This is a genomic window from Paraburkholderia metrosideri, from assembly GCF_904848625.1.
In the GTDB taxonomy this organism is placed as follows: Bacteria; Pseudomonadota; Gammaproteobacteria; order Burkholderiales; family Burkholderiaceae; genus Paraburkholderia; species Paraburkholderia metrosideri.
In genome coordinates, this window is the sequence record NZ_CAJHCP010000005.1 from 203150 (window position 1) to 225882 (window position 22733).

Below are 22733 nucleotides of genomic sequence, written 5' to 3' on the forward strand. Positions count from 1 at the left end.
ACTGTCGCGCCAGGGTGAAGGGTATTAGCGCGTGCTGCGAAAGGAGACCGCAATACCGAAGCGGATTGCACGCATTTTTCGCGGTATGCGCGTGTAAGGGAGGCGGCCGACGTTGCCGCCAGCACGGTCTATAACGATTACGCCATCCGGCCACCGATAAGGAGATGATCGTGAAAACCCATCGTTCAAGTGTGCTTTCGGCAACAGCAGTTGCGCTTATGGTTTTGTGCGGGACAGCGTCGGCCGCGGGTCTCTGCTCGAACCAGACGCTAAAAGGTCCATACGGATTCAGTGCAAAAGGGGAGGCGCTGGGCATACTGGATTCGGCCAACGTACTGCATGCGTTCCCCACGCCGGCGCCTCTCGATGACGTCGCGATCGTGACGTTCAACGGCGCAGGGAGTTTCTCGCGGACCGACTTCGGCAATGTCAGCGGCGTGCCGAAAGGCGGACAGACTGCTTTCAATCCGAATCAGAACGGCCGTTATACGTTGAATTCCGATTGCACCGGCAACATGACGATCAACTACGACAATGGCGTCGTGCTGGTTTTGCAGATGGTCGTGGATAGTGATGCGAGCGAAGTCAGAGCGATTATCAGCACCGAATACGTGCCGGGAGCGGGGAAGGCCGCAGATGGCACGTCCTGCACGTCCGGGTGTTATGAGGGTGTGCAGGTCAGCCTCGAAGGGAAGAGGGTGCTCTTCTACGGCTTCCGTTGATTGAATCAGCGCGGCGGCGCGGCGCTTGCAGAACAGACCGGCTCGATCCGCAATAACGCAGGCCACGCGCGAACCCAGTCACCGTCGTGCGCAATCTCCGGCACCGCCTCGACTCGCGCACAGTGGCCGCCCGCTGCGGCCACGAAGCGCGTCGCGACCTCGGTCGGCACGACCGTGTCCGCAGTTCCGCTGAAGTGAATTTGCGCAATCGCGGCAACGCGCGGAGCCACGTCCACAGGATTTTCCGACTCCGGCATCGGCGATACGTGATGCAGGCGGTTGACGAACTCATCGTCGAGATTGCCGGCGACCGTGCGAAGCGACGCAATGTCGGCGCGCCGCGCCGCGATCAGCACGGCGAGTGCGCCGCCACCCGAATAGCCGACCAGATCGATACGTTGTCCTGGCACACGGGCGGCGAGTTGACCGATGGCCTGATCGAGCGAGTCCACGACTTCCGGTGCAAAGCGCTTGCCGGTCCAATAGGAAATCGCACACGCCGGATTCGCCGACATGGCCGTGAACTGGCAGGGCCGCGCCAGATACGCGACGTTCGGCGCAGGATCCGCAGCCGCCAGCGCGAGGCCGGTGGCATGGCGCGGCGTGGGGTCGGGCGACGGCTCGCTGCGGGAAAGCCATGCGAGTCCGTCGCCTTCGATATAGACCGTGAGTGGCCGGTCGGCGCGCGTGAAACGCGTGAACGCGGTCAGCACGAAAGGGCGGGTGGCAATCTGTTCACGCTGAAGACCCGCGTTTGCAGCCAGCGTATCCGCGCGTTCGTTGCGGTCCGGCATCGCGCAACCGGTGACCAGCAGCGCGACGAACACGCCCCCGAGCCAGCGCGATAACGAGGCACGGTAACGCGCGACGCACGTCATCGTCATCGCGCCGCTCAGGTGAGCCGCTTCGGTCGTCAAAACCGATGCGGCCCAGCAACGAACCAAAGCAAACAGCGCAAACATAAAGCAAGCCGCCTAGAACATCTGACGCAGTTTCAACGAGCCGGTCTGCGACACGAAGCGCGAACCCGCCTGCACTTCATAGCGAGCGGTCAGGCTCAGGTTGTTCGCGCGCAACAACGTCACGCCCAACTGGATGTCCGCGAAGTCGTCGATCGGCGTAGCGCCCACGGTGGTGAATGCGCTCGCGCCGGTCGGGTCGCCGGCAAAGCTCGCACCCGTTACGAGACGCGAGTGATCGTACTCGTGGGTCCATTGCGCCTGCAGATACGGGACAATGTCGCCGTAACGGCTCGTGAAGCCCGTCTCCAGCTTCAGGCCCGCGTTGCTGCGCACGGACGTCGTATGCGCGGAATCGACGGACAACGCCGCGCCATTGCCGCCGCTTTCCGTGTACGCGCCTTGATGCAGATAGCTGTAGGTCAAGCTCGCGAGCGGCGTCAACGTGGTGCCGCCACCCAATGCGAGCGGATAGCCGAACTCCGCGCTCGCCACATATTGCTGGCCGTTGAACTGCCCGTTCGCTTCGCCCGAGAAGCCGGTGAAATCGACCACGCGGGTCGTATCGTAACGTTGCAGCACTGCGCCCGCTGCGAGGTTCACGTACCACGGGTTGCCGCTGTAGCTCGCGTAGCCGATCAGGCCGTAGCCGTTGACGCGGGTCGAATCACCGGCGCTGTTGTCGGTGTTGTTGACGGCGGTGTTCGAATAGCTGAACACGCCACCCGCGCGCCAGTTGTCGGTGATCGAGCGGTCCACGCCGAGCAGCAGGCCGGCGTAGTTCGCGCTGTAGCCGTCCACGCCGTCCTGTTCGCCCTGTCCTGCATGGCCGCCGAACGCCTGGCCCCATACGCCCCAGGCAGGCGGCGCGTCGCCGGTGGCGATGCCGGTTGCGCTGTCGGCTTGCGCGAGGCGCAGGCTGTCCGCGTGGCCGCTCACGATGTTCAGCGCGTCGAGCGTCGGCGCTGCGGCCGCGCGGCTCAGCGACGCCTGCGTGGCCGGGCTGAGCTGCACGCCCGCTTTCGTGGCCGCTGCGCTAGAACCGAGGCTCAGCGCGGTCGCCGCGTTGTACAGATTGAGCAGCTCCGTGCTCACGCCGGTGTATTTCGCGAGACCGGCGAGCGCTGCATTGGCGTTCGACGTCGTCGCGAGCGAGCTGGCCGGCTGGCCGGCCAGGCTGACCACCAGATCGCTGCGGCCGTCCACCTTGACGGTCGTGCCGAACAGCAGGCCGCTGTAGCCGAGCGCCGAGTAGTCGAGCATGCTGGTGTTGTAGTTCGTGCCGCTGGTCGCTGCATCGATCACGACGAAGCGCTGGCCCGCTGCGAATCCATAGGAGCCGGTGTTCACCAGCGCCACCGACGAACCCGCTGCGAGCGTCGCGCTGCCGCCCACGACGAGATGACCATAGCCGCTGTCGCTGACCAAGCTGCCGGTTGCGACAGCGCCGCTGCCGACGCTCACGCTCAGCGCGGCACCGGCGGCTTGCGTGTAATTGCCGGTGACGCTGAGATTGCCGCCGTTGCTGGCCGGCGCCACGGTGCCCTGGTTGTCGACGTCGCCGTTGATCGTGCCATAGCCGGACAGCGTGGCGCCCGACGCGACCTCCACGTTGCTGGCCAGCGACGCCGAGGTTCCCGTGGTTGCGCTGCTGCCCACCTGCAAGGTGCCCGCCTGAACCATGGTCGTGCCGGTGTACGTATTCGCGCCGTTCAGCACGAGCGTGCCCGTGCCCGTTTTGTCGATGCCGAAGCTGCCGCCCGATTGTCCGAGCGCGCCGCTTTGCGCCGCCGTATTCGCGCCGTCGACTTCAAGCGTCGTAGTGCTGCCGAGGCTCACCGTATTGGCCAGCGCGACGCCGTTCAGATACACGATCGTCGATCCGGAGCCCGCGGTGTTGAGCTGGCCGCTGCCGATCGCGCTGCTGTTGCCGAGCACCAGTGTGCCGCCCGTCAGCGTCGTCGCGCCGACATAGGTGCTCGCGCCGTACAACGTGACCGTGCCCGCGCCAATCGACACGTTCGCGAAGTTCGAGATCGAATCCTGATAGGTGAAGCTGTTACCTGCACCCGGGATGATCGTCAGCGTGCTGGTGCCGGTGCCGCCCGAGATGCTGCCGTTGATCACCGCCGCGCCGCCGAGAATCTGCAGACTGCTGTTGCCGCTGCCGAGATCGACCGCGCGGCCGCTGCTGTCGGCGGTGATGGTGCCGTAATCGATCACGGTGGAGTTTTGCGCGCCCGTGCTGATCGCCGCCGCTGTCTTGCCGCCGCCTTCGATCACGCCGCTCGCCAGGTTGGTGATCGTCAGCGAATAGGAAGTGGCCGCGCCGGTCACGGCAATGCCCGAATCGGTGTCGCCCTTGATCAGGCCGCTGTTGACCACCGTCGTGTTGCCGTAAATGCCCTGCACCGGAATCGCGTCGCCGGTGGTCGGATCCTTGTCGATGCCGGCCAGCGTGATGCCGCGGCCCACGCCGGTGTTCGCGGTGCCATCGGCATTGGTCGCAGAGTTGATGCCCTCGATCGTGCCCGAGTTGACGATCGTGCCGCCGCCGACCGTCACGCCTTCGCTGGCGTCGTCGTACGCGTGCAGCGACTTGATCGTGCCGGTATTGGTCAGGTTGACGAGGCCGTCGACATCCACGCCATCGCCGTCGGAGGTGACGCCGTTGCCGGTGATCGTGCCGTTGTTGACGATGGTCAGTACTTCCTTGCCGTTGAAGCCATCGATGTTGATGCCCGAGCCGTTATCGCCCTGGATCGTCCCACCCAGGTTATTGGTGATGCTCATCGTGAAGGTGCCGTCGGTGGTCACGTCCGAGTTGCCGCCGGTGATGCCGTGCCGTGCGCCTTCGATCAGGCCGGTACCGGGCGAACTCGCGGTGCCGGTCGTGGCGTTGACGATGGTGATGCCGCTGTTGGTCTGCGCGTCGATGCCGTCGCTGCCATCGGTGCTGCCGGGATTGTTGGTCGAGCGGATCGTGCCGTCGTTGTACACATAGCCGTTCACGCCGGGGCGCACGGCATCGGCCTCGTTCGCCTGGATCAGCCCGGTCGCGGTGTTGATCAGCGTGTTGCTGCCGGTGGTGATGGCGTTGAAGTCGATTGCCTGCGAGCCGCCCGCCGATGCATTCAGCGAGGTCAAGGTCCCCGCGTTATAGAACGTGATGTTGCTGTTCGGCTGGTTCATCTGGATCACGTCGGCGTCCGCCGTCTGGATCGTCGCGCCCGCGTTGTTCGTGACGGTCAGCGTCAGGGCGCCCGTGTTGTCGCGGATCGCGCGGCCCGTGCCGGTTTGCGTGATCGTGCCGTTGTTGGTGATGCTGGCGTTGCCGGTGACGGTGATCGCCACCGTGCTGCCCGATACGGCGAGGGTGCCGCTTTTGTCGACGGTGCCCGTCGTGCCACCTGTGCCGAGGCTCTGCGCCGTGCTATTGGTGGTGCCGCCGGTGACCTCGAAGGAGGCATTGGAGGTGGACTTGGCCCAGACGTGGCCTTGCTCGAAAGCAGCCAGTGCGCCGAGCATGGCCAGGATGATCTGTTTCTTTTGCATGCGTTGGTCGTAACGTGTAGTTGAAATTTTTTCTTCTGACGGGACGCGCACAACGCATCCAGGCCGGCCGCACCGGCATCATGTGCGGTGTAAGCAGGCTTGAAAGGAAGCAGCCGTGGCGTGAGGGCGCCGCGTGGTTGGCGACGTAGAACGTGGCGCTGCCGGTGAGCAGCTCAAATGGGCCACGATTCTGTCGTGCTGCTGTGACAGCGCTGTGACGGCAGCGAAGGGCGAACGCGGTGCAGGCGGTCTTGATCGACGGCACGTTGATTCGGCGGCGATGGGGGGCTCGCTGACAGGATGCCGGCGAGCGGGGTATTTGCTGGGTGGAGCGTAGCCGTTGCGGCGCTGAACGCGCTACTTGCGCTGTTTGGTAGCGGCCCGGTTTCGGCCGTCGTGTTCCGCTTCGGCGGCGAAGTCGGCGTGGGCGTAGCGCCGAAGGGAATCTATCCGTTTGACATGAAGCTGCTGGTGACGCAGGGCGCGCGCCGCGCGGCAAGGTGCGTGCGCGCGGTGTTGATTGCGTCCCTCCGCGCGGCGAGGGCCGCCGCGTTACCGACATTCATTAGAAGCTCACGCGCCACTCACACTGCTCACTTGACGCCGTGCTTGGCTTGCCAGCGGTGCATGAACTCGATCTCATCGTGCTGGGCCTTGATGATGTTGCGCGCCAGACGCTTCAATTCAGGGTCCTTGCCGTACTTCAGTTCGGTCTGGGCCATCTCGATCGCACCCTCATGATGCGGAATCATGTGCGCGACGAAGTCCTTGTCGGCCTCGCCGGTGTACTCGGGTGCGCTCATGTCATGCATCATCTTGTCGTCGGCGGCTTTGAACGCTTGCGTCGATCCGTCAGGGCCGGCATGCGCCGAACTGGACATGTCCATGCCCTGCATCGCGGCCGGTTGTTCAGCGTAGACCGGCAAGGTCGCTACGGCAAACGAAAGACCGCTGAACAGGCAAAGAGCGTGAAAGGCGCGAAGGTTTTTCATAGTGGATGTCCGTTGGTAAAAGATTGGTTCGAGCGACACTGCTGCCAGGAAGCGGGAGTTTAACGGGTTCGTACGCGGCCTTTTTCGCGTTTTTCTGCTTCACTGTGCATCAGCCCGGCTGGGGTTTATCTATGTCCTCAGCGAAGGATGAAACCCCGCCGCTTCGATCGTCTCGATGAGCCGCTGCGCCGGCAGCGTCGATGTGATCTTGACGATTTTAATGGACACATCGGCGTGGAGTGTCGCGGTCGGGTCGATTCGCGTGACTGCGCGAGTGATGGCGCTGGCGCATCCGCCGCATGTCATGTCCGGGATGGCGAATTCCATGGTTTATCTCCAGTAAGAAATCAGACACAAGCGTGGACCTTCCCACGGCGGTAAGGCCAAGCACGGTGGCGGATGAATTTCACACTGACCATGCGCGGATTGCCGTTCGGCGACGCGGGTACGTCACACCCCCATCTGCGCCGCCATTTCAGAGCGGTCTTGCGGACGGCCCTTCATTCGGTACCGATAATTCCCGCTCGATAACGCGGGCGTCGACAAGTCGGTCCGCGAGCGTTACCCGCCGCACATCCTCGTGGCAGGGAGCCGATCCAATATCACCGTCTACGGCGCCTCGCGCAATCCGTTCACTGCCAATCCATTCGCCGACCATGTCAAGCCAACCTCCGTCTCCCTCCGAAGCCATTGCGATCTGCTTCAGCGAAGCCGAAACGGCGCGCCGTGCGGGCGATATCGAACAGGCGCGCAGAGGCTTCGATCGGGTTCTCGCCCAGCATCCGGTTCACGCCGGAGCCATGCATGCGCTGGGGTTGGTGGCGCTGATGTCGGATCAGCTCGAATCGGCGCAGCAATGGGTCGTGCGCGCGATCGCCACGCAGGCGGAGGCCGCTTTTTACGGTACGTTATGTGTGATCCAGATCAAACAACGCGCCTACGCGAACGCATTGCAAACGGCCCAGCGCGGGCTGGTACTGGCGCCGGATTCGACCGTGCTTCATTACTATCAGGCGTTGATGCTGCACATGCACGGCCGCCCCGACGAGGCGGCGCATGCCTACTTCAGGCTGCTCGAACTTCAGCCGGACCATTCGCAGGCGCTCGCTAACCTCGGTGCGGTTCTTAACGATCTCGGGTCGCTGAGCGAAGCCGAACGGTACCTCAGGCAGGTGATCGACATCGAACCGTCGAATCGCGGCGCGCGTGCCAATCTGGGTCGGGTGCTGCTGGCTGCGGGCAACTATGAAGAAGGGTGGCCGTATTTCGAAGACCGCGGGGCGAATTTCGTCGATGCCGATGCCGATGCTGATGCTCATGAACGACCCAGCCCGGTTAATCCGCGACTGCGTCTGCCCGAATGGCGGGGCGAGCGGTTGAACACGGCAACGCGAGGCGGTTCCGCATCCAGCAGCAAAAAACGTTTGCTGGTCACGCCCGAGCAAGGATACGGCGATAGCCTGCAATTCGTGCGTTATCTGCCGTTGCTGCTCGAACAGTTTTCGCAGGTCGGCTATCTCTGTCCGCAACCGCTGCGGCGTCTTTACGACGAGTCGTTGTCGATGCGCTGGCCTGGCCTCGTCATGCTCGACGACGCGGATCCCGATGTGAGCGATTGGGACTACCAGTGCCCGTTGATGTCGTTGCCGATGGCGTTCGGCACGCGCACCGACACTATCCCGGCATCCACCTATCTGCAGGCAGACGCTGCCCGCAGCGCGTCATGGCGTACCCGATTCGATTCGCTGCCCGACCCCGAACTGCCACGCGTGGGCATGGTGTGGGCCGGCGGCCATTCTGCGTTGACTGAAAACACCACGCGTAGCCTGATGCCCACGCAAATCGCGCCACTTCTGGCCTTGCATTGCGTACGCTGGATCAGCTTGCAAAAGACTGAAGACGACACCCGGCGAGCCGACGCAAATACGGGCACGCGCCTGATCGACTGGATGGACGACGTAACCGATTTCGCCGATACCGCTGCGCTGATCGACAACCTCGATCTGGTGATTGCGGTCGACACCGCTGTCGCGCATCTGGCCGCCGCGATGGGCAAACCGGTATGGCTGCTCAACCGGTTCGCAGGCTGCTGGCGCTGGCTGCGTGATCGGGATGACAGCCCGTGGTATCCCAGCGTGCGGATTTTTACGCAACCGCAACGCGGCGACTGGAACGATGTACTCAGCCGGGTCGCCGTCGCTTTGCAAAAACAGTATCCACTCTATGGCGCCAAGGCCGCGCGAACGGTGTAACCGGTTGATTCAAACCGCCTTCGCCGGTAGTCAGGCAATCGGCGCGGCAAATGCACCGTGTCGCCAGGAACCGCATCCACGCTGGTGGCCGCCACGCCAGCTTATTTGACAAGTCGGGGAAAACCTTACCGGTGTTATGTGCGCTTGCTCACCCTGGCAGGCCAAACTTACTCGACCCTCTGTTTCGAACTGTTATTCTGGGTCCGTTCGATTTCTGTCGTAACGAGCCGCCTGCCACGTCGAAAAATATCTAAATGATCAGGAGTTCGGCATGTTGAAAAAAGTAGTCGACCGGGCCAAACAGATCCGGCGCAGCGAGGGCTTCAAGCATTCCGTGGCGACGCCTCAGAGGCTTTCGCTGCACGCGCGGCAGCGCCTGAATCGCGGCGTGTTTGCGATCGAGATTCAGGAGAACTCGGGTTTCTTCTCCGTGATGCAGATGGTCCTCTTCATTCTGATGTATTGCGACGAGAGACGACTCACGCCGTGCATCAGCGCGCGCGGTGGCCTCTATGGCGATGCCGCCCGCAAGATCGACTGGTTCGCTACGTTCTTTGAGCCGGTCATGACCTCGTCGGCGTCGGAGGCGACGCAGAAGATCAGAACGTCGACCGTTCGGGACCTGGTGCAATTGGGTTTTCGTCAGCGCTACGAAGCGCAACTGCGACTCGGCAGCGCGAGCGAACTGTTCTTTTCGCACTATCGGATTGCCGCGCATATCGAGAGAGAAGTCGATGCGATCTGCGAGTCGCTCGGTATCGGCGGGTCGACTCTCGGCGTGCATTTCAGAGGCACCGACAAAACGTTGGAAGCCATTCCGGTTTCGTGGAGCAACTTCTGCCGCCAGGTGGATGCGACGCTCGCGGACAACCCGCGCCTCGCCAACCTGTTTGTTTCCAGCGACGAACCCGCGTTTCTCGACTATTTCTCCACGTGGCCGTTCCGCAAGCCGGTCAGGATCGCGCCCGCGAAACTACTTGCCCAGGGCAGCACGCCGATTCATTTCAGCGGCTATCCCGGGCTTGAGATTGGCCGTGAAGCGTTGGTGTCCAGCCTGCTGTTATCGCGTTGCGGCGTTCTGATCAAGACACCCTCCTATCTGTCCGCGTGGTCGAAGATATTCAATCCCTCTTTGCCCGTCAAACTCGTGTCGCCGCCGCGTCAGGATGCATTCTGGTTTCCCGATAGCCGGATCTGGCTCGAACAGGCCGCCCACGAAAAGGCGGCCTGACAGCGTGCAGCAGTTCCATCTTTGCAATCGCGTAGCACGGCCAGCGACGGCTTCAGAAAGCTTCCGCTGAGGCAGGCCTATAATCGACGTTCGTTTCGCGAAGCTCGTGAGATGTTCTGCACGAACCCGCAACCTGCCAACTGTATTGCTACTGCAAAGAGGCTGACAGCATGTATATCGCCATGAACCGCTTCAAAGTGAGCCCCGGGTCCGAGGCTGCCTTCGAACAACTCTGGACGACTCGCGATACCCATCTGAAAGAGGTTCCAGGTTTCGTGGAATTTCATTTGTTGAAGGGGCCGCAAAAGGAAGATCACGTTCTGTATTCGAGTCATACGATCTGGCGTGATCATGCGTCGTTCGATGCATGGACCAAGTCCGACGCCTTTCGCGCCGCCCATCGGAATGCGGGCGATAACCGCGTGCATTATCTTGGACATCCGGAGTTTGAAGGCTTTGAAGTGGTTCAGACAGTGAAGTAACTGTCGTCGCAGCGGAGCCTGCACTTCGCGTGTTAATGACGAAAAAGGGCATCGCAACCCTCCCGATCCGCTATCAATGATCATTCCGCTCAGGCGAAGCCATGAGCGTGTGCCGACGCGCTAATCCAGCATGCGGTATGCTTTTCGACTCGAAGGGCGAGCTTCAATGTTGCCCGCCGTGCGTCTGTGCAATCACCAAGGAATGAATCCATGAAAGCCGTCAAAATCGGGTCGCCCGCCACCGTGGCGAATCTGCAAGTGGTCGATATCGCGGACCCCGGTCAGCCTGCGGCGGGCCAGGTTCGCGTGCGCATTCACGCGAACTCGCTGAATTTTCACGACTATGGCGTCGTCACGGGCAATCTGCCGGCCGACGCGGGCCGCATTCCGATGGCGGACGGCGCGGGCGTCGTCGAAGCGGTCGGTGAAGGCGTCACCGAGTTCAAGGCTGGCGATCACGTGGTGTCATGCTTCTTCCCGTTCTGGGAAAATGGCCCGCCCGCTATCGCCGATTTCAGCACCACACCGGGCGACGGCGTCGACGGTTACGCGCGCGAAGTCGTCGTGCTGCCGAGCCATTACTTCACCCGGGCTCCGCGCGGCTACAGCCATGCAGAAGCGGCCACGCTGACTACAGCAGGATTGACCGCATGGCGCGCGCTCGTCGTAGACGGCCAGTTGAAGGCGGGCAGCACGGTGCTCGTGCTGGGTACCGGCGGCGTGTCCGTTTTCGGCCTGCAACTGGCGAAAGCGATGGGAGCGTCGGTGATCGCCACGTCCTCGTCGGACGCAAAACTCGCGAAGCTGCGTGAGCTCGGTGCGGACCATACGATCAACTATCGCGAGAACCCCGAATGGGGCAAGCAGGTTCGTCAGTTGACCGATGGACGTGGTGTCGATCATGTGATCGAAGTGGGCGGTCCGGGTACGTTGCCGGAGTCGATTACCGCTTGCCGGATCGGCGGTCATATTGCGCTGATCGGTGTGCTGACCGGACGTGCGGGGCCCGTGCCGACCGCTGCGCTGATGGCGAGGCAACAACGTTTGCAAGGGCTGATTGTCGGCAGCCGGCAGGATCAGCTGGAGATGATTCGCGCGCTTGAAGTGACGGGCATCAAGCCGGTGATCGACAGTACGTTCGATCTCGCGAAGTTAGGCGATGCATTCACGCATGAAGCGTCGGGCGCGCACTTCGGGAAGATTTGCGTGGCGGTCTAGGCCGGTAAGCAGGTTTGCGACAGATGAATAGAGCCGGTTATACCGGCTCTATTTTTTATCAACCGATTGCGTGGCCGCGATTGGCGAGGTCGGCGAATTGAATGCTGGTCGCCTCGCAAGCTTCCGTAAACGCCGTATCGTAGCTCGAGAAAAACACCGTACGTGTGTGGGCCAATGTCCTGAACAGATCGGCCAGCACCGCGCGGGCCGATGCGTCGAGTCCGCCAGCGGGTTCATCCGCGATCAGCACGCGGGTTTCGCCGAGCACGGACGCGGTAAAAAAAATCTTCTTGCGCGTACCGAACGACATCTGTTCGAAGCGCTTGTCGAGATGCGGCGTGAGGCCGAAACGATCGGCGAGTTCGAGCGCGTCGGCGGTCAGTGTCACTTTTCTTTCCAGCGCCACCTGGTTCAGATACTCGCGACCTGTCTGAGCGGAATACGGCATGCAGTCTTCCGGCACATACGTGAGCGAGGATTTCGCGGGCAGCGGTGCGCTTCGCAACGAATGTCCACCGAGCCATACGTCGCCCGAATTGGCCTCGATCGTGCCCGCGAGAATGCCGAGCAACGTCGATTTGCCACTGCCAGATTCATCGTTCAACGCCACGCATCCTGATGCCGTGTCGTAATGCAATCCTTGGAAAATGACGCGGTCGTTGTACTGCTTGCTGAGGTTGTCGAATCGAAGCATGGGGTGGAGCGGGTGTCGATAGGTGGGCGTTGCGCCAGTGTAGCAGCGCAACGCCGCGCCCTTTACTGACCCGCTTCGAGCAGAAATGTCACCATCCGGTCGCACACACGGCCGAACATCTGCGTGCCGGTTACCGTTGGGCAGCCGCGCGCGCGAGCCGCTTCGATCAGCGGCGTGAGCGGTGGCTTCGTCACCACGTCGCCGACGAAGGTGGTGGGCGCGAGGCGCGATACATCGATCGGCAGCGGATCGTCGGCCCGCATGCCGAGCGGCGATGCGTTCACGACTACGTCGTACTCGTGCGCCGCGACATCGGCTGACGCGCTGTGTGCTTCGCCATGTCCCAGTGCATTCAGACGGCCAATCAGCGAGGTGGTGCGTGCGACGTCGTTATCGCGCACGTCGAGTGAGCCGACACCGCCGTGCATCAACGCATGGCCAATCGCCGATCCCGCGCCACCGGCGCCCACTAGCAACGCGCGTTTGCCGCGTAATTCGCAGCCCGCATCGACGAGCGCCGCGACAAAGCCGGTGCCGTCGAACATGCCGCCATGCCACTTGCCGTCCGCGGTACGGCGCAACGTGTTGACCGCACCAAGAAACGACGCTTCCGTCGATAACGTCGCGCAATACTCTGCCGCGCTGAACTTGTGCGGCACAGTGATGATGATGCCGTCGACATTGCGCATCGGCGTGACGCCCGCGAAGAACGCGGGCAGATCGGTGGGCGCGACGTGAGCGGGCACCACCAGCGCGTCGCGGCCCGCCGCGCGCAACGCCGCAGTCACGCCCGACGGCGAGCGCACTTGGGCGATCGGATCGCCGACGATGAAATACACCCGGGTCGCGCCGCTCAGGCCTTCGTCGAGCGAAGCGGAGAAAGAAACTTCGTCAGATTGCGTCATGTTCAAACTTCTCCAGATAGTGGAGCCCGTTGGTATCGTGCCCGATACCGGGCTGTTCTGCTTGATTGGGTGAATGGGTTATCGGTAGAACGCCACGGTGTCGCGCAGGCCGTTTTCGAGGGACGTGTGTGGCAGATCGGGAAGTAATTGCGCGAGCGACGGATCAACGGGAAACGACGTGGCGATTGGCAACGGCGCACCCTGTGCGTCGATTCGTGCGCCAGGCACGATTGCGCCGATTTGCCCGATGACCCGATCCATCGCCACGATGTCGCCGGCCAGCGTGAATACATGCGCGCCGCGTGGCGGCGCTCCTAGCGCGGCTTCGTAAGCGGCGGCGACATCGTCCGCATAGACGAGGCCAGTCGAACCGGTGAACGGAATCGTGTACGGTTCGCCGCGTGCCGCCGCGCGGCACGCAAGGCTCGGCCCCGCGCTCGAACCCGTTTCGCGTCCGGCGCCATACACGACGAGCGGCCGGAAACCGATACTGGCGATGCCGTGGTCGTGCCAATACGCACGGGCCGCGCCTTCACAGGCCAGCTTGAACGCGCCGTAGAAGGTCTGCGGAAACGGCACAGCGCCGTCGTCGAGACCGAATACGCCAGCGCTGCTCGCGTACAGCACGCTTTTAAGGCCAGCGACGCGCGCCGCTTCGAATACGTTGAGCGTGCCGATCAGATTGATTTGCGCGCCGCGCACCGGGTCGAGCGCGCATGCCGGGGTCAGAATGCCGGCCAGATGAATGACCGCGTCGCAGCCGCTCATTGCCTGCGACACGTCGCTGGCGAGTGCAACATCGCCAGTCGCCCATTGCACCGCAGCAGCCTGCCCGGGCGCGAGCGATGCCAGCAGCGGCGAGCCCGCACGCAGGTCGAAGGCCCTGACGCTCAGGCCTGTCCTGAGCAGCCGCCGCATGATCCACGCCGCTAGAAAACCACTTCCTCCTGTTACCAGTACGCGCATTGCTGTGTCTCCAAGAATGTTTGAACGCTTTGCTTTTTTGCTGTTTCGGAATAGTATTCCAATATCAAAGCAAATTCTAGATGGCACGATGAACGGAGAAAGCAGCCGCTTCATCGCTCGCAAAAAGGGACATAAGGAGCGTGAGATGGTGGAGACACTCAACGGTTTGAAGCAGGACGAGACATTCGACGTCGTCGTGATTGGCGCAGGCGGCGCAGGGATGTCAGCGGCGCTGTTCGCGGCTATCGACGGCGCGCGCGTGCTGCTGGTCGAGAGCACGGACTATGTGGGCGGCACGACGGCCTACTCGGCGGGCACGACATGGATACCGGATTCGATGCATGGCCCGTCGATCAATCCCGACGACAGTAGCGCCAATGCCGAGGCTTTTTTGCGCCGCGCGGTCGGCGAGCGCAGCAGTGAGGCGCTGCGGCGCGCATTCCTGCAGGCGGGACCGCGGGCTGTCGCGCATATCGAGGCCAACTCGGAAGTGAAGTACCGCGCGCGTCCGTTTCATCCTGACTATCTGTCCGAACTCGAAGGATCGACGCTGCGTGGCCGCGCGCTCGAACCGCTCGCTTTCGATGGCCGCAAGCTCGGCAAAGCGTTCGCGCTGATCCGTCCGCCGATTCCGGAATTTACGGTGCTCGGCGGCATGATGGTCGATCGCGACGATGTCGGGCATCTGCTGAACATGACGAAGTCGTTCAAGTCGCTGCGTCATGCAGTGAAGCTGCTCGCACGCCATGGTCGCGACCGCATCAGCTGGCCGCGCGGCACGCGTCTCGTGATGGGCAATGCGTTGATCGGCCGTCTGCTGCATTCGCTGCTCGCGCGCAATGTCACGGTACTGGTGAAGACGAAGCTGGAGTCGTTGCACACCGGCCGCACTGGGAATGTCGACGGCATCGCGCTGAGCCAGAACGGTCAGCGTCGTCAGATCGCGGTGACAGGGGGTGTGATTCTCGCGAGCGGCGGTTTCAACCGCCACGCGCAAAAGCGTCGTGCGATGCTGCCAGGCGTCGATCCGAGCTGGTGTCCGGGTGCGCCGGGCCACACGGGCACCGCGCACGATCTCGCGCTCGCCATCGGCGCGCGTTATGGCGAAGGTGCGTTGAGCAACGCGTTCTGGGCGCCCGTCTCGGTGCGCAAACGCAGCGACGGCACGACCGCCGTTTTCCCTCACTTCATGATGGATCGCGGCAAGCCCGGCATGGTCGTCGTCAACAAGGAAGGCCGGCGCTTTCTGAATGAAAACACGTCGTATCACCTGTTCGGTATTGCGATGCAGGAAGCGAACCGCAAGGTGCCGTCGGTGCCCGCGTATCTCGTCACCGATGCGGAAGGTTTGCGTAAATACGGACTGGGAATGGTGCGACCAGGCGGTAAAGGTTTGCAGCCGTTTGTCGCGGACGGCTATCTGACGAGTGCCGATACGCTCGCCGGCCTTGCGGCGAAACTCAATATCGATCCGGCCGGACTCACCGACAGCGTCGCGCGCATCAACGAGTACGCGAAGACCGGCGTCGATCCGGATTTCCAGCGCGGCACGACTGACTACCAGCGTGCCAACGGCGACGCGAACTGGACCGGTCCGAACCCCTGTTTAGGGCCGATCGGGCAAGCGCCGTTCTACGCGGTGCGGCTTTATCCCGGCGACATCGGTGCGGCTACGGGCCTCGTCAGCGACGACACCGCGCGCGTGCTGAATCGCGCCGATCAGCCGATTGGCGGCCTCTACGCGTGCGGCAACGATATGCAATCGGTGATGGGCGGGGTGTATCCAGGCCCCGGCATCACGCTCGGGCCAGGGCTTGCGTTTGCCTATCTCGCGGGGCGTGATGCGGCGGCGCGCGCCAACGCGGCACCAACGCCGATGGTTTCTTCCGCGCAGCCCGACAGCACGCAGCATCGCGCGAAAGAAAAAATCACGGGATGAATCAGGGTGTCACCTGGTTTAGACAAACGTTATAAAGTGGAATAGTATTCAACAAATGAGTTCTGCACGATCTCTTTCCCGTGATTCCACCGTATCGAGTGAACCCAGCAAAGTGGCGATGAAGCGCGAACCGATTCTCGAATGTGATGTGCTGGTGCTGGGTTCCGGCGCGGCCGGTCTGGCCGCGGCGGTAACGGCCGCGACGCGCGGCATGCGCGTGATCGTGGCTGAGAAAGCCAACGTGTTCGGCGGCACGAGCGCATGGTCGGGCGGCTGGATGTGGATTCCCGGCAACTCGCTCGCCACGCGCGCCGGCATTGTCGAAGAACCTGAAGCATCGCGTACGTATCTGCGCAACGAACTCGGCGCACATTTCGATGCGGACAAGGTCGACGCGTTGCTGCAATCCGGCCCCGAGATGGTGGAGTTTTTCGAACGTCATACCTCGATGCGTTTTATCGACGGCAACCGCATTCCCGATTTTCATACGACGCCAGGTGCAGTGAGCGGCGGCCGTTCGGTTTGCGCGATGCCGTTCGATGGCCGCGAACTGGGTCCGCTGATCGACCGGTTGCGCCCACCGCTCGATGTCGTGACGATCAAGGGCATGGCGATTGGCTCCGGTCAGGATCTCGCGCATTTTTTCAACGCAACCCGTTCGCTGCGCTCTGCATGGCACGTGGCGCGACGGCTTGCTGCGTTTGCGGGTCACAAGCTGCGCCATGGCCGCTCGATGCATCTGGTGAATGGCAACGCGCTGGTCGCGCGGCTGCTGAAATCGGCGCACGACCTCGGCGTCGATCTGCGTACGAACGCGGATGCGGTAGCGTTGCAGCGGGATTCCGGCGGCGCAGCAGGCCGCGTGGTGGGCGCAACGATAGAGATCGAAGGCGTGGCGTACGAGGTGCGAGCCGCGCGAGGTGTGGTGCTGGCTTGCGGCGGTTATCCGCATGATCTTGCGCGTCGCGCGCAGACATTTGCTTATACGCCGTCAGGCCGCGAGCACTGGTCCGCGGCTCCCGAGAGCAATACCGGCGATGGGATTCGTCTCGGCGAAGCGATCGGCGGCCAGTTCGATGCGTCGCTCGAAACGCCCGCGGCATGGGCGCCGGTTTCTCTCGTGCCGCAGCGCGACGGTCGGCCCGCCGTGGCATTTCCGCATCTGATCGAGCGTGCGAAGCCAGGTGTGATTGCGGTGACGCGTGCCGGGCAGCGCTTCGTCAACGAAGCGTCGTCGTATCACGATTTCATCAGTGCGTTGATCGGCACGACGCCCGCCGGTGAAGAAGTGTGCGCATGGCTGATTTGCGATCATCGTTTTCAACGCCGTTATGGGCTGGGTTTTTCGAAGCCGTTTCCGTTTCCCCTCGGACCGTATCGACGCTCGGGTTATCTGAAGCGCGCAACTAGTCTCGCCGATCTGGCCACGCAATGCGGCATTGATCCGCAAGGACTCGAAAGCACCGTGGCCGCGTACAACAGCTACGCGAAAGACGGCTTCGATCCGCAGTTCCACAAAGGCTCGACGCCCTACAACCGCGTGCAGGGCGACGCGAAGCACACGCCGAACCCGTGTCTCGCACCGATTGATGACGGGCCGTTCTATGCCGTCAAATTGTTGCCTGGCAGTCTCGGCACCTTCGCGGGCCTAGCCACCGATGCCAACGCGCGCGTTCTCGACAACGCCGGCCAGCCAATGCCCGGTCTCTACGCGGTCGGTAACGATGCCGCCAGCATGATGGGCGGCTGCTATCCGAGCGGCGGCATCACACTCGGTCCCGCGATGACATTCGGCTATCGCGCGGGTCTTTCAATCGCGGGTGCAGAGCAAAAAACCCAAGCCACACCGGCCACGAATTCCACCATTCAGTCACAAGGACACATGCAATGACACTCTACGACGTCGTCACGCTCACAGTGAAAATCGGCGCGAACGCGCAGGTCTTCGAAAGTATCAACGCAAGCGGCGATCAGCCTGGCTCGAAGTTGCTCGGCTGCTGGTATTCCGACATCGGCGCGTTGGGCCAGGTGATGGTGCTGCGCGGTTTCGATTCGGAGGCGTCGCTGATCACCGCGCGCAAGCGGTTGCTGCTGGAAGGCAATCCGTTCGGCTGCGGCGAATTCGTCACTGACGTGAAGATCGACAGCTATTCGCTGTTCCCGTTTCTTCCGCCGATCGAACCGGCTGTGCACGGCGGCATCTACGAGATGCGTGTGTACGGTACGAAGCTCGCGAGCCTGCAGCACACGATCGACGCGTGGGAGAAAGCCGTGCCCGAGCGCACGCAGCGTTCGCCGCTCGTCGGCGCGATGTATTCGCTCGACGGCACCGTGCCGCGTTTCCTCAACATCTGGCCGTATGCGAGCGTCGACGAACGTTCGCGGATTCGCGCTGAAGCGGTGAAAGACGGCATCTGGCCGCCGAAGGGTGGCCCCGCCCATCTGACGACGATGGAGTCGACCATCTACGTACCGGCGCCTTTCTCGCCGCTGCGCTAAACATCGTTCGCCAAGCCGAGCCGATTCGAAACCAGGAGAGCCCATGACCCAGCACCATTCGCGCGCGCTTTCGTTATCCGCGTTGACCGTGCTCGAACTGACCCCGCCGCAGATGGTGGAATGCGCGGCGCAGGCCGGCTACGACTTTGTCGGGCTGCGCCTGGTGCCCGCCACCGATCATGAAGTGCGGCACGAGATCATCGGCGCTACGCCGTTGAAGCGCGAAACGCTGGCGCGTTTGCGTGACACCGGCGTCAAGGTACTCGACGTCGAGATTCTGCGACTGAAGCCTGATACCGACGTGAACGCCTATAAGCCGATGCTCGACACCGCCGCCGAATTCGGTGCGCGTTACGTGCTGGTGGCGGGTAACGATCCCGACGAAGCGCGCACGGCCGACCGGCTCGCGCAACTGTGCGATCTCGCCGCGCCGCTCGGGTTGTCGCCTTCGCTTGAACCGATGCCGTGGACGGACGTGAAGGACATCACGCAAGGCGCGCGGGTCGTCAAAGCGGCGGCGCGGCCGAACACGGGGCTGATCATCGACCCGCTTCACTTCGACCGGGCGGGTTCGTCGACAGAGACTTTGCGCGGGTTGCCGCGTGAATACTTTGGCTACGTGCAGTTTTGCGACGCGCCAGCCGAGCGTCCTGCCGACCTCGACACACTGTTGTTTCAGGCACGTTGCGAACGCATGATTCCCGGCGAGGGCGGTCTCGATCTCGCCGGTATTTTGCGTGCGTTGCCGGATCATTTGCCGGTCAGCATCGAAGTGCCGACGCAGCAATGGGCGCAAACCGCCCCCGCACTCGAGCGTGCCCGCAAGTTGCGCGACGCGACGCTCGGCGTACTCGAACGGACTTACGCGACGACGTAAGCCGCATCACTCGCGCTCCGCCCACCAGAACGCACGATAAAGATGCGACTGGGACGGGCGCGTCCATTCGATAGAGAAGACGGTCTGGAGACACCATGAAACCTTCGATCACGACGGTGCGGCCGAACACGCCCGTTTCACGCGTCATTGACGTACAGCAGTTACTCGACGAACAACCTGTCGGGCGCTTTCAGATTCTCGTGTTGCTGATGTGCATGTTCATCGTCACGCTCGATGGACTCGACACGGTGATGATGGGTTTTATTGCGCCAGCGTTATCAAACGCATGGGCGATTCCACGCGATGCGCTAGGGCCCGTGATGAGCGGTGGCTTGCTTGGCCTTGCGTTTGGCGCGCTGTGCGCGGGCCCGCTCGCGGACCGCTTCGGCCGCAAGACGGTGATGACGGGCGCGGTGCTGTTCTTCGGACTCTGGAGTCTCGGCTCGGCATTCGCGACCAATATCAGTGAACTGACGGTGTTGCGGTTTCTCACCGGCCTCGGTCTGGGTGCGTCGATGCCCAACGCCGCGACGCTGATGGCCGAATACGCGCCGCAACGCTGCCGTGCGCTGATGGTGACGACCGTGTTCTGCGGCTTCACGCTCGGCGCGGCGAGCGGTGGCTTCGTCAGCGCGTGGCTGATCGCGTCGCACGGCTGGCACTCGGTACTGATTCTCGGCGGCGTGCTGCCCGTTCTCTACGTCCCGCTGATGATCAAATGGCTGCCCGAATCGGCGCGCTTTCTGGCATTGAAGGACACCCGCCGCGCGCGACTCGTCACGGTGATGAACCGTCTCGAACCCGGCATGGCCGATCACACGACCCGCTTCGTCGCGCATGAAACGCCGCAACGCGAACGCAGCCCGATCCGTTTGATCCTGTCGCGCGATTACGCATTCGGCACGGTGATGCTGTGGGTCTGTTACTTCGCGGGACTGTTGACGGTTTATCTGCTCGGCAGCTGGCTGCCGACGCTGATTCGCGGCGCGGGTTTCACGCTGGCCGAAGCGGCAGTGGTGGGCGCGCTGTTCCAGGCGGGCGGGACGATCGGCTCGCTCGCGATCGGCTGGCTGATGGACCGCTTCAACCCGCATCGGGCACTGGGTGCGACCGTGTTCATGGGCGGCGTGCTCGCATGGGCCATGGGCCTGCCCGGTCATGGCATGGCATCGATCTGCTTGCTGGCCTTCGGCATGGGCTACTGCATGAACGGCTCCAACACTGGCTTCTGTGCGTTGGCGGCGGGATCGTACCCGACCCGGATGCGTGCCACCGGCACTAGCTGGATGCTCGGTATTGGCCGCTTTGGCGGGATCGCCGGGGCCATGCTGGGCGCGGGCATGCTGCACGCGAACTGGGGCTTTGGTGAAGTGTTCACGTCGCTCGCGCTGCCCGCGGCCGTCGGCGCGGCAGCCGTGTTGCTCAAGGGCGCTCGGCATCGCGGGCCGGTGATGCGGGTGAGCGCGGGGATTGGGCATTGAGGCGCTCGCGCGGCTCGCTTCATGCGTGCTTGAATTCCGATATGGAATCGTGTTCTCATTCGGGATTGAAATCGAATTGAGAGTGGATCATGGCGGGGAATCTCGAGCGGGCGCTGTCCATCATTGAACTGCTGGCAAGGCAGGGCGGCAGCATGCAACTGGCCGCTATCGCGGACACGCTGAACATTCCGCGCAGCGGCACGCATCGGCTGCTCGCGGAACTGGCCGAAGAAGGCTATGTGCGGCAGAACGAGCACGGCGAATATGTGCTGGCGCTCAAACTGGTGTCGCTCGCGCTGATGTGGCTGTCCACCGGCGGCGTACTCGATATTTCGCAGCAGGTGCTCGACCGGCTCGCGGCGGCCTCGGGCGAACTGGCGCGGCTCGGCGTGGTCGAGGACGATCACATTACCTTCGTCGGCAAGGCGCAAGGTGCGAAATCTGGCTTGCGGTATGACCCGGACATGGGCAGCCAGCCGCCGCTGCATTGCACCGCGAGCGGCCAGGCGTGGCTCGCGACGATGAGCGACGAAGAAGCGCTCGAACTCGTGTCGCGTCAGGGCGGTATCGGCAAGGCGGGGCCGCGTGGTCCGAAAGCACCGAAGACGATCCAGCAGTTCCTTCAGGACCTGAACGGCGCCCGCAAGCGCGGCTACGGGGTCGCGAGCGAGACTTACGAGGCGGGCATGACGTCGATGGCGGCGGTCATCCGGCATCCGGTGACGGGGCTGGTGGTCGGCATTGTCAGTCTCGCCGGGCCGACCAGCCGTCTGCCGGAAGCGCGGCTGAAAGAACTGGCGCCCGCGTTGCTCGAAGCCGCGTCGGATATGGGCGCGGCCACCTTGAGCTCGCCTTATTTCAAGCGCAGTTTGCGGGTCGCGCCCGTCGCGGCGGTGGTGCAGCCGGTGGAAGCGAAGCGTAAGGGACGGCCTCGGGCGGCTTGAGCCCGGCTCTGGGCATGGAACGGGCTGGCTTCGCGCGTTGCGCGGGCCGGTCGACCCGGCACTCGGCCTTTTTTTGCATCTTCCCCCCGAAAACTGAGACGCACGGTCAAGCCCAACGGCGCCGCTGCGCTATCGTCGAGGGATTAAGCAGCAGGCCGTCTTCGCCCACGGCGCGACCCATATTGATGTGTCGCCCGGCACGAAATCGCAACTGCGCTAGCCGACAGCGTCAACGACCCGCCGTTGCGCAAAGGGCGCGTAGTCATCGCTCTGCTAGCGGGTAATTGCTGGGGGTAACAAAGATGAGCCGAGCGAAACCGGGCGCCTGCCGCGCAATGCGGGGGACGAGGTTCGGCCAGTCTGGTGGACACCCAATTGGACCATCTCTAGAACGTGGTGAAGTACCTGTCGCGCGGGGGCGTGCCGACGCTGATGCCTGTATCCGGCCATCAGTATTGGGAGAAACATTTGAATTGAGCGCCGGTCAGCGGCAGCGCATCGCAAGGCTGTTGGACAGGCGGGCAGGAAAAGGCGGCATCGCGCTGACAAGGCGCGCGGCCGCTTGAGTTACCGGGTGCAACGACCGGGCAGTGCAGCAGAGGAGGACCAGATCGATGCGCGCCAGCATCGACAAAAAAATAGTAGGACCTGAGAGAAAACAAGTGGCGATGAGCGACGGACTCGCAGAAGTCCGCCGCTCATCGACCCAATTATCTTGTCCCCACGTGGTGGCTTCAGCGGTGTGAATCGATGCCGCTTCTCCGATCGCCCCTTCTCCGGGTGCCGGTCAACGATCATCTTCCTTGTCAGTAATCAACTGCACACGCGTGTCCGTCACCTTTCGCGTAGCTCATGCGCGGCGCGGGCAGTCAGATTTGCCAATGAGCACGACGCCAATCCCCATCGTTTCTATTCGCGCGATAAAGATCTTTGCCGTAACTTTTTCCGCTTTTAAATGGGGCGCGGTTAATAATAGTTATACCAAGTACGCGATAAATTTAGCGCTGATAAACTGTG

The 22733-nt window shown here is 62.9% G+C and carries 18 protein-coding genes; 11 read left to right on the plus strand and 7 right to left on the minus strand.

Annotated elements, in window-relative coordinates:
- Positions 1-164: 164 nt before the first annotated feature.
- Positions 165-722: a hypothetical protein gene (locus LMG28727_RS12045; protein ID WP_201642549.1), complete on the plus strand. Its 558-nt coding sequence runs from the start codon at positions 165-167 to the stop codon at positions 720-722.
- A 5-nt stretch (positions 723-727) separates the two neighbouring features.
- Here the strand turns inward: LMG28727_RS12045 and LMG28727_RS12050 are convergent, their stop codons facing one another.
- From LMG28727_RS12050 to LMG28727_RS12065, 4 genes are all read right to left on the minus strand, one after another.
- Positions 728-1516: an alpha/beta hydrolase family protein gene (locus LMG28727_RS12050; RefSeq protein ID WP_236591826.1), complete on the minus strand. Its 789-nt coding sequence runs from the start codon at positions 1514-1516 to the stop codon at positions 728-730.
- Between the two features lie 180 nt (positions 1517-1696).
- Complete coding sequence (locus tag LMG28727_RS12055; protein ID WP_201642550.1) at positions 1697-5236, minus strand: autotransporter domain-containing protein; 3540 nt, start codon at positions 5234-5236, stop codon at positions 1697-1699.
- A 593-nt stretch (positions 5237-5829) separates the two neighbouring features.
- Complete coding sequence (gene copM, locus LMG28727_RS12060) at positions 5830-6228, minus strand: CopM family metallochaperone (protein WP_201642551.1); 399 nt, start codon at positions 6226-6228, stop codon at positions 5830-5832.
- A 129-nt stretch (positions 6229-6357) separates the two neighbouring features.
- Complete coding sequence (locus LMG28727_RS12065) at positions 6358-6555, minus strand: heavy-metal-associated domain-containing protein (RefSeq protein ID WP_201642552.1); 198 nt, start codon at positions 6553-6555, stop codon at positions 6358-6360.
- Between the two features lie 329 nt (positions 6556-6884).
- On the opposite strand from LMG28727_RS12065, the gene LMG28727_RS12070 reads away from it, so the two are divergent.
- The 4 genes from LMG28727_RS12070 (at position 6885) to LMG28727_RS12085 (ending at position 11411) form a co-directional block, all read left to right on the plus strand.
- A complete protein-coding gene (locus tag LMG28727_RS12070; RefSeq protein ID WP_201642553.1) occupies positions 6885-8480 on the plus strand; it encodes a tetratricopeptide repeat protein in 1596 nt (531 codons plus the stop codon).
- A gap of 271 nt (positions 8481-8751) precedes the next feature.
- Positions 8752-9711, plus strand: coding sequence for an O-fucosyltransferase family protein (locus LMG28727_RS12075; protein WP_201642554.1), 960 nt, complete (start codon positions 8752-8754; stop codon positions 9709-9711).
- A gap of 170 nt (positions 9712-9881) precedes the next feature.
- Positions 9882-10193 (plus strand): antibiotic biosynthesis monooxygenase family protein, encoded by a 312-nt coding sequence (locus LMG28727_RS12080; RefSeq protein WP_201642555.1) that lies wholly within the window; start codon positions 9882-9884, stop codon positions 10191-10193.
- Between the two features lie 210 nt (positions 10194-10403).
- Positions 10404-11411, plus strand: a complete 1008-nt coding sequence (locus LMG28727_RS12085) for a zinc-dependent alcohol dehydrogenase family protein (RefSeq protein ID WP_201642556.1) — start codon at positions 10404-10406, stop codon at positions 11409-11411.
- Between the two features lie 58 nt (positions 11412-11469).
- On the opposite strand, the gene LMG28727_RS12090 is transcribed toward LMG28727_RS12085, so the two are convergent.
- The 3 genes from LMG28727_RS12090 to LMG28727_RS12100 all read right to left on the minus strand — a co-directional run bounded on the left by LMG28727_RS12090 (position 11470) and on the right by LMG28727_RS12100 (position 13976).
- Positions 11470-12105 carry an ABC transporter ATP-binding protein gene (locus LMG28727_RS12090; protein WP_201642557.1) on the minus strand — a complete coding sequence of 212 codons (636 nt, stop codon included), beginning with the start codon at positions 12103-12105 and terminating at the stop codon, positions 11470-11472.
- A gap of 62 nt (positions 12106-12167) precedes the next feature.
- Positions 12168-13010: a shikimate dehydrogenase family protein gene (locus tag LMG28727_RS12095; RefSeq protein ID WP_201642558.1), complete on the minus strand. Its 843-nt coding sequence runs from the start codon at positions 13008-13010 to the stop codon at positions 12168-12170.
- A gap of 78 nt (positions 13011-13088) precedes the next feature.
- The gene (locus LMG28727_RS12100) at positions 13089-13976 is read right to left on the minus strand and encodes an NAD-dependent epimerase/dehydratase family protein (protein ID WP_201642559.1); all 888 of its coding nucleotides are present in this window, start codon (positions 13974-13976) and stop codon (positions 13089-13091) included.
- 145 nt (positions 13977-14121) lie between these two features.
- On the opposite strand from LMG28727_RS12100, the gene LMG28727_RS12105 reads away from it, so the two are divergent.
- The 6 genes from LMG28727_RS12105 (at position 14122) to LMG28727_RS12130 (ending at position 21716) form a co-directional block, all read left to right on the plus strand.
- On the plus strand, positions 14122-15915 hold the full coding sequence (locus LMG28727_RS12105; protein ID WP_201642560.1) for an FAD-dependent oxidoreductase: 1794 nt from the start codon (positions 14122-14124) through the stop codon (positions 15913-15915).
- Positions 15916-16033: 118 nt separating this feature from the next.
- A complete protein-coding gene (locus tag LMG28727_RS12110; RefSeq protein ID WP_201642561.1) occupies positions 16034-17806 on the plus strand; it encodes an FAD-dependent oxidoreductase in 1773 nt (590 codons plus the stop codon).
- Entirely contained in the window at positions 17803-18414 is a 612-nt protein-coding gene (locus tag LMG28727_RS12115) for an NIPSNAP family protein (RefSeq protein WP_201642562.1), read from the plus strand. The genes LMG28727_RS12110 and LMG28727_RS12115 overlap by 4 nt, the downstream gene beginning before the upstream one ends.
- A 43-nt stretch (positions 18415-18457) precedes the next feature.
- On the plus strand, positions 18458-19291 hold the full coding sequence (locus tag LMG28727_RS12120) for a sugar phosphate isomerase/epimerase family protein (RefSeq protein WP_201642563.1): 834 nt from the start codon (positions 18458-18460) through the stop codon (positions 19289-19291).
- Positions 19292-19386: 95 nt separating this feature from the next.
- The gene (locus tag LMG28727_RS12125; protein ID WP_201642564.1) at positions 19387-20772 is read left to right on the plus strand and encodes an MFS transporter; all 1386 of its coding nucleotides are present in this window, start codon (positions 19387-19389) and stop codon (positions 20770-20772) included.
- A gap of 89 nt (positions 20773-20861) precedes the next feature.
- Positions 20862-21716 (plus strand): IclR family transcriptional regulator, encoded by an 855-nt coding sequence (locus tag LMG28727_RS12130; RefSeq protein WP_201642565.1) that lies wholly within the window; start codon positions 20862-20864, stop codon positions 21714-21716.
- Positions 21717-22733 lie beyond the last annotated feature (1017 nt).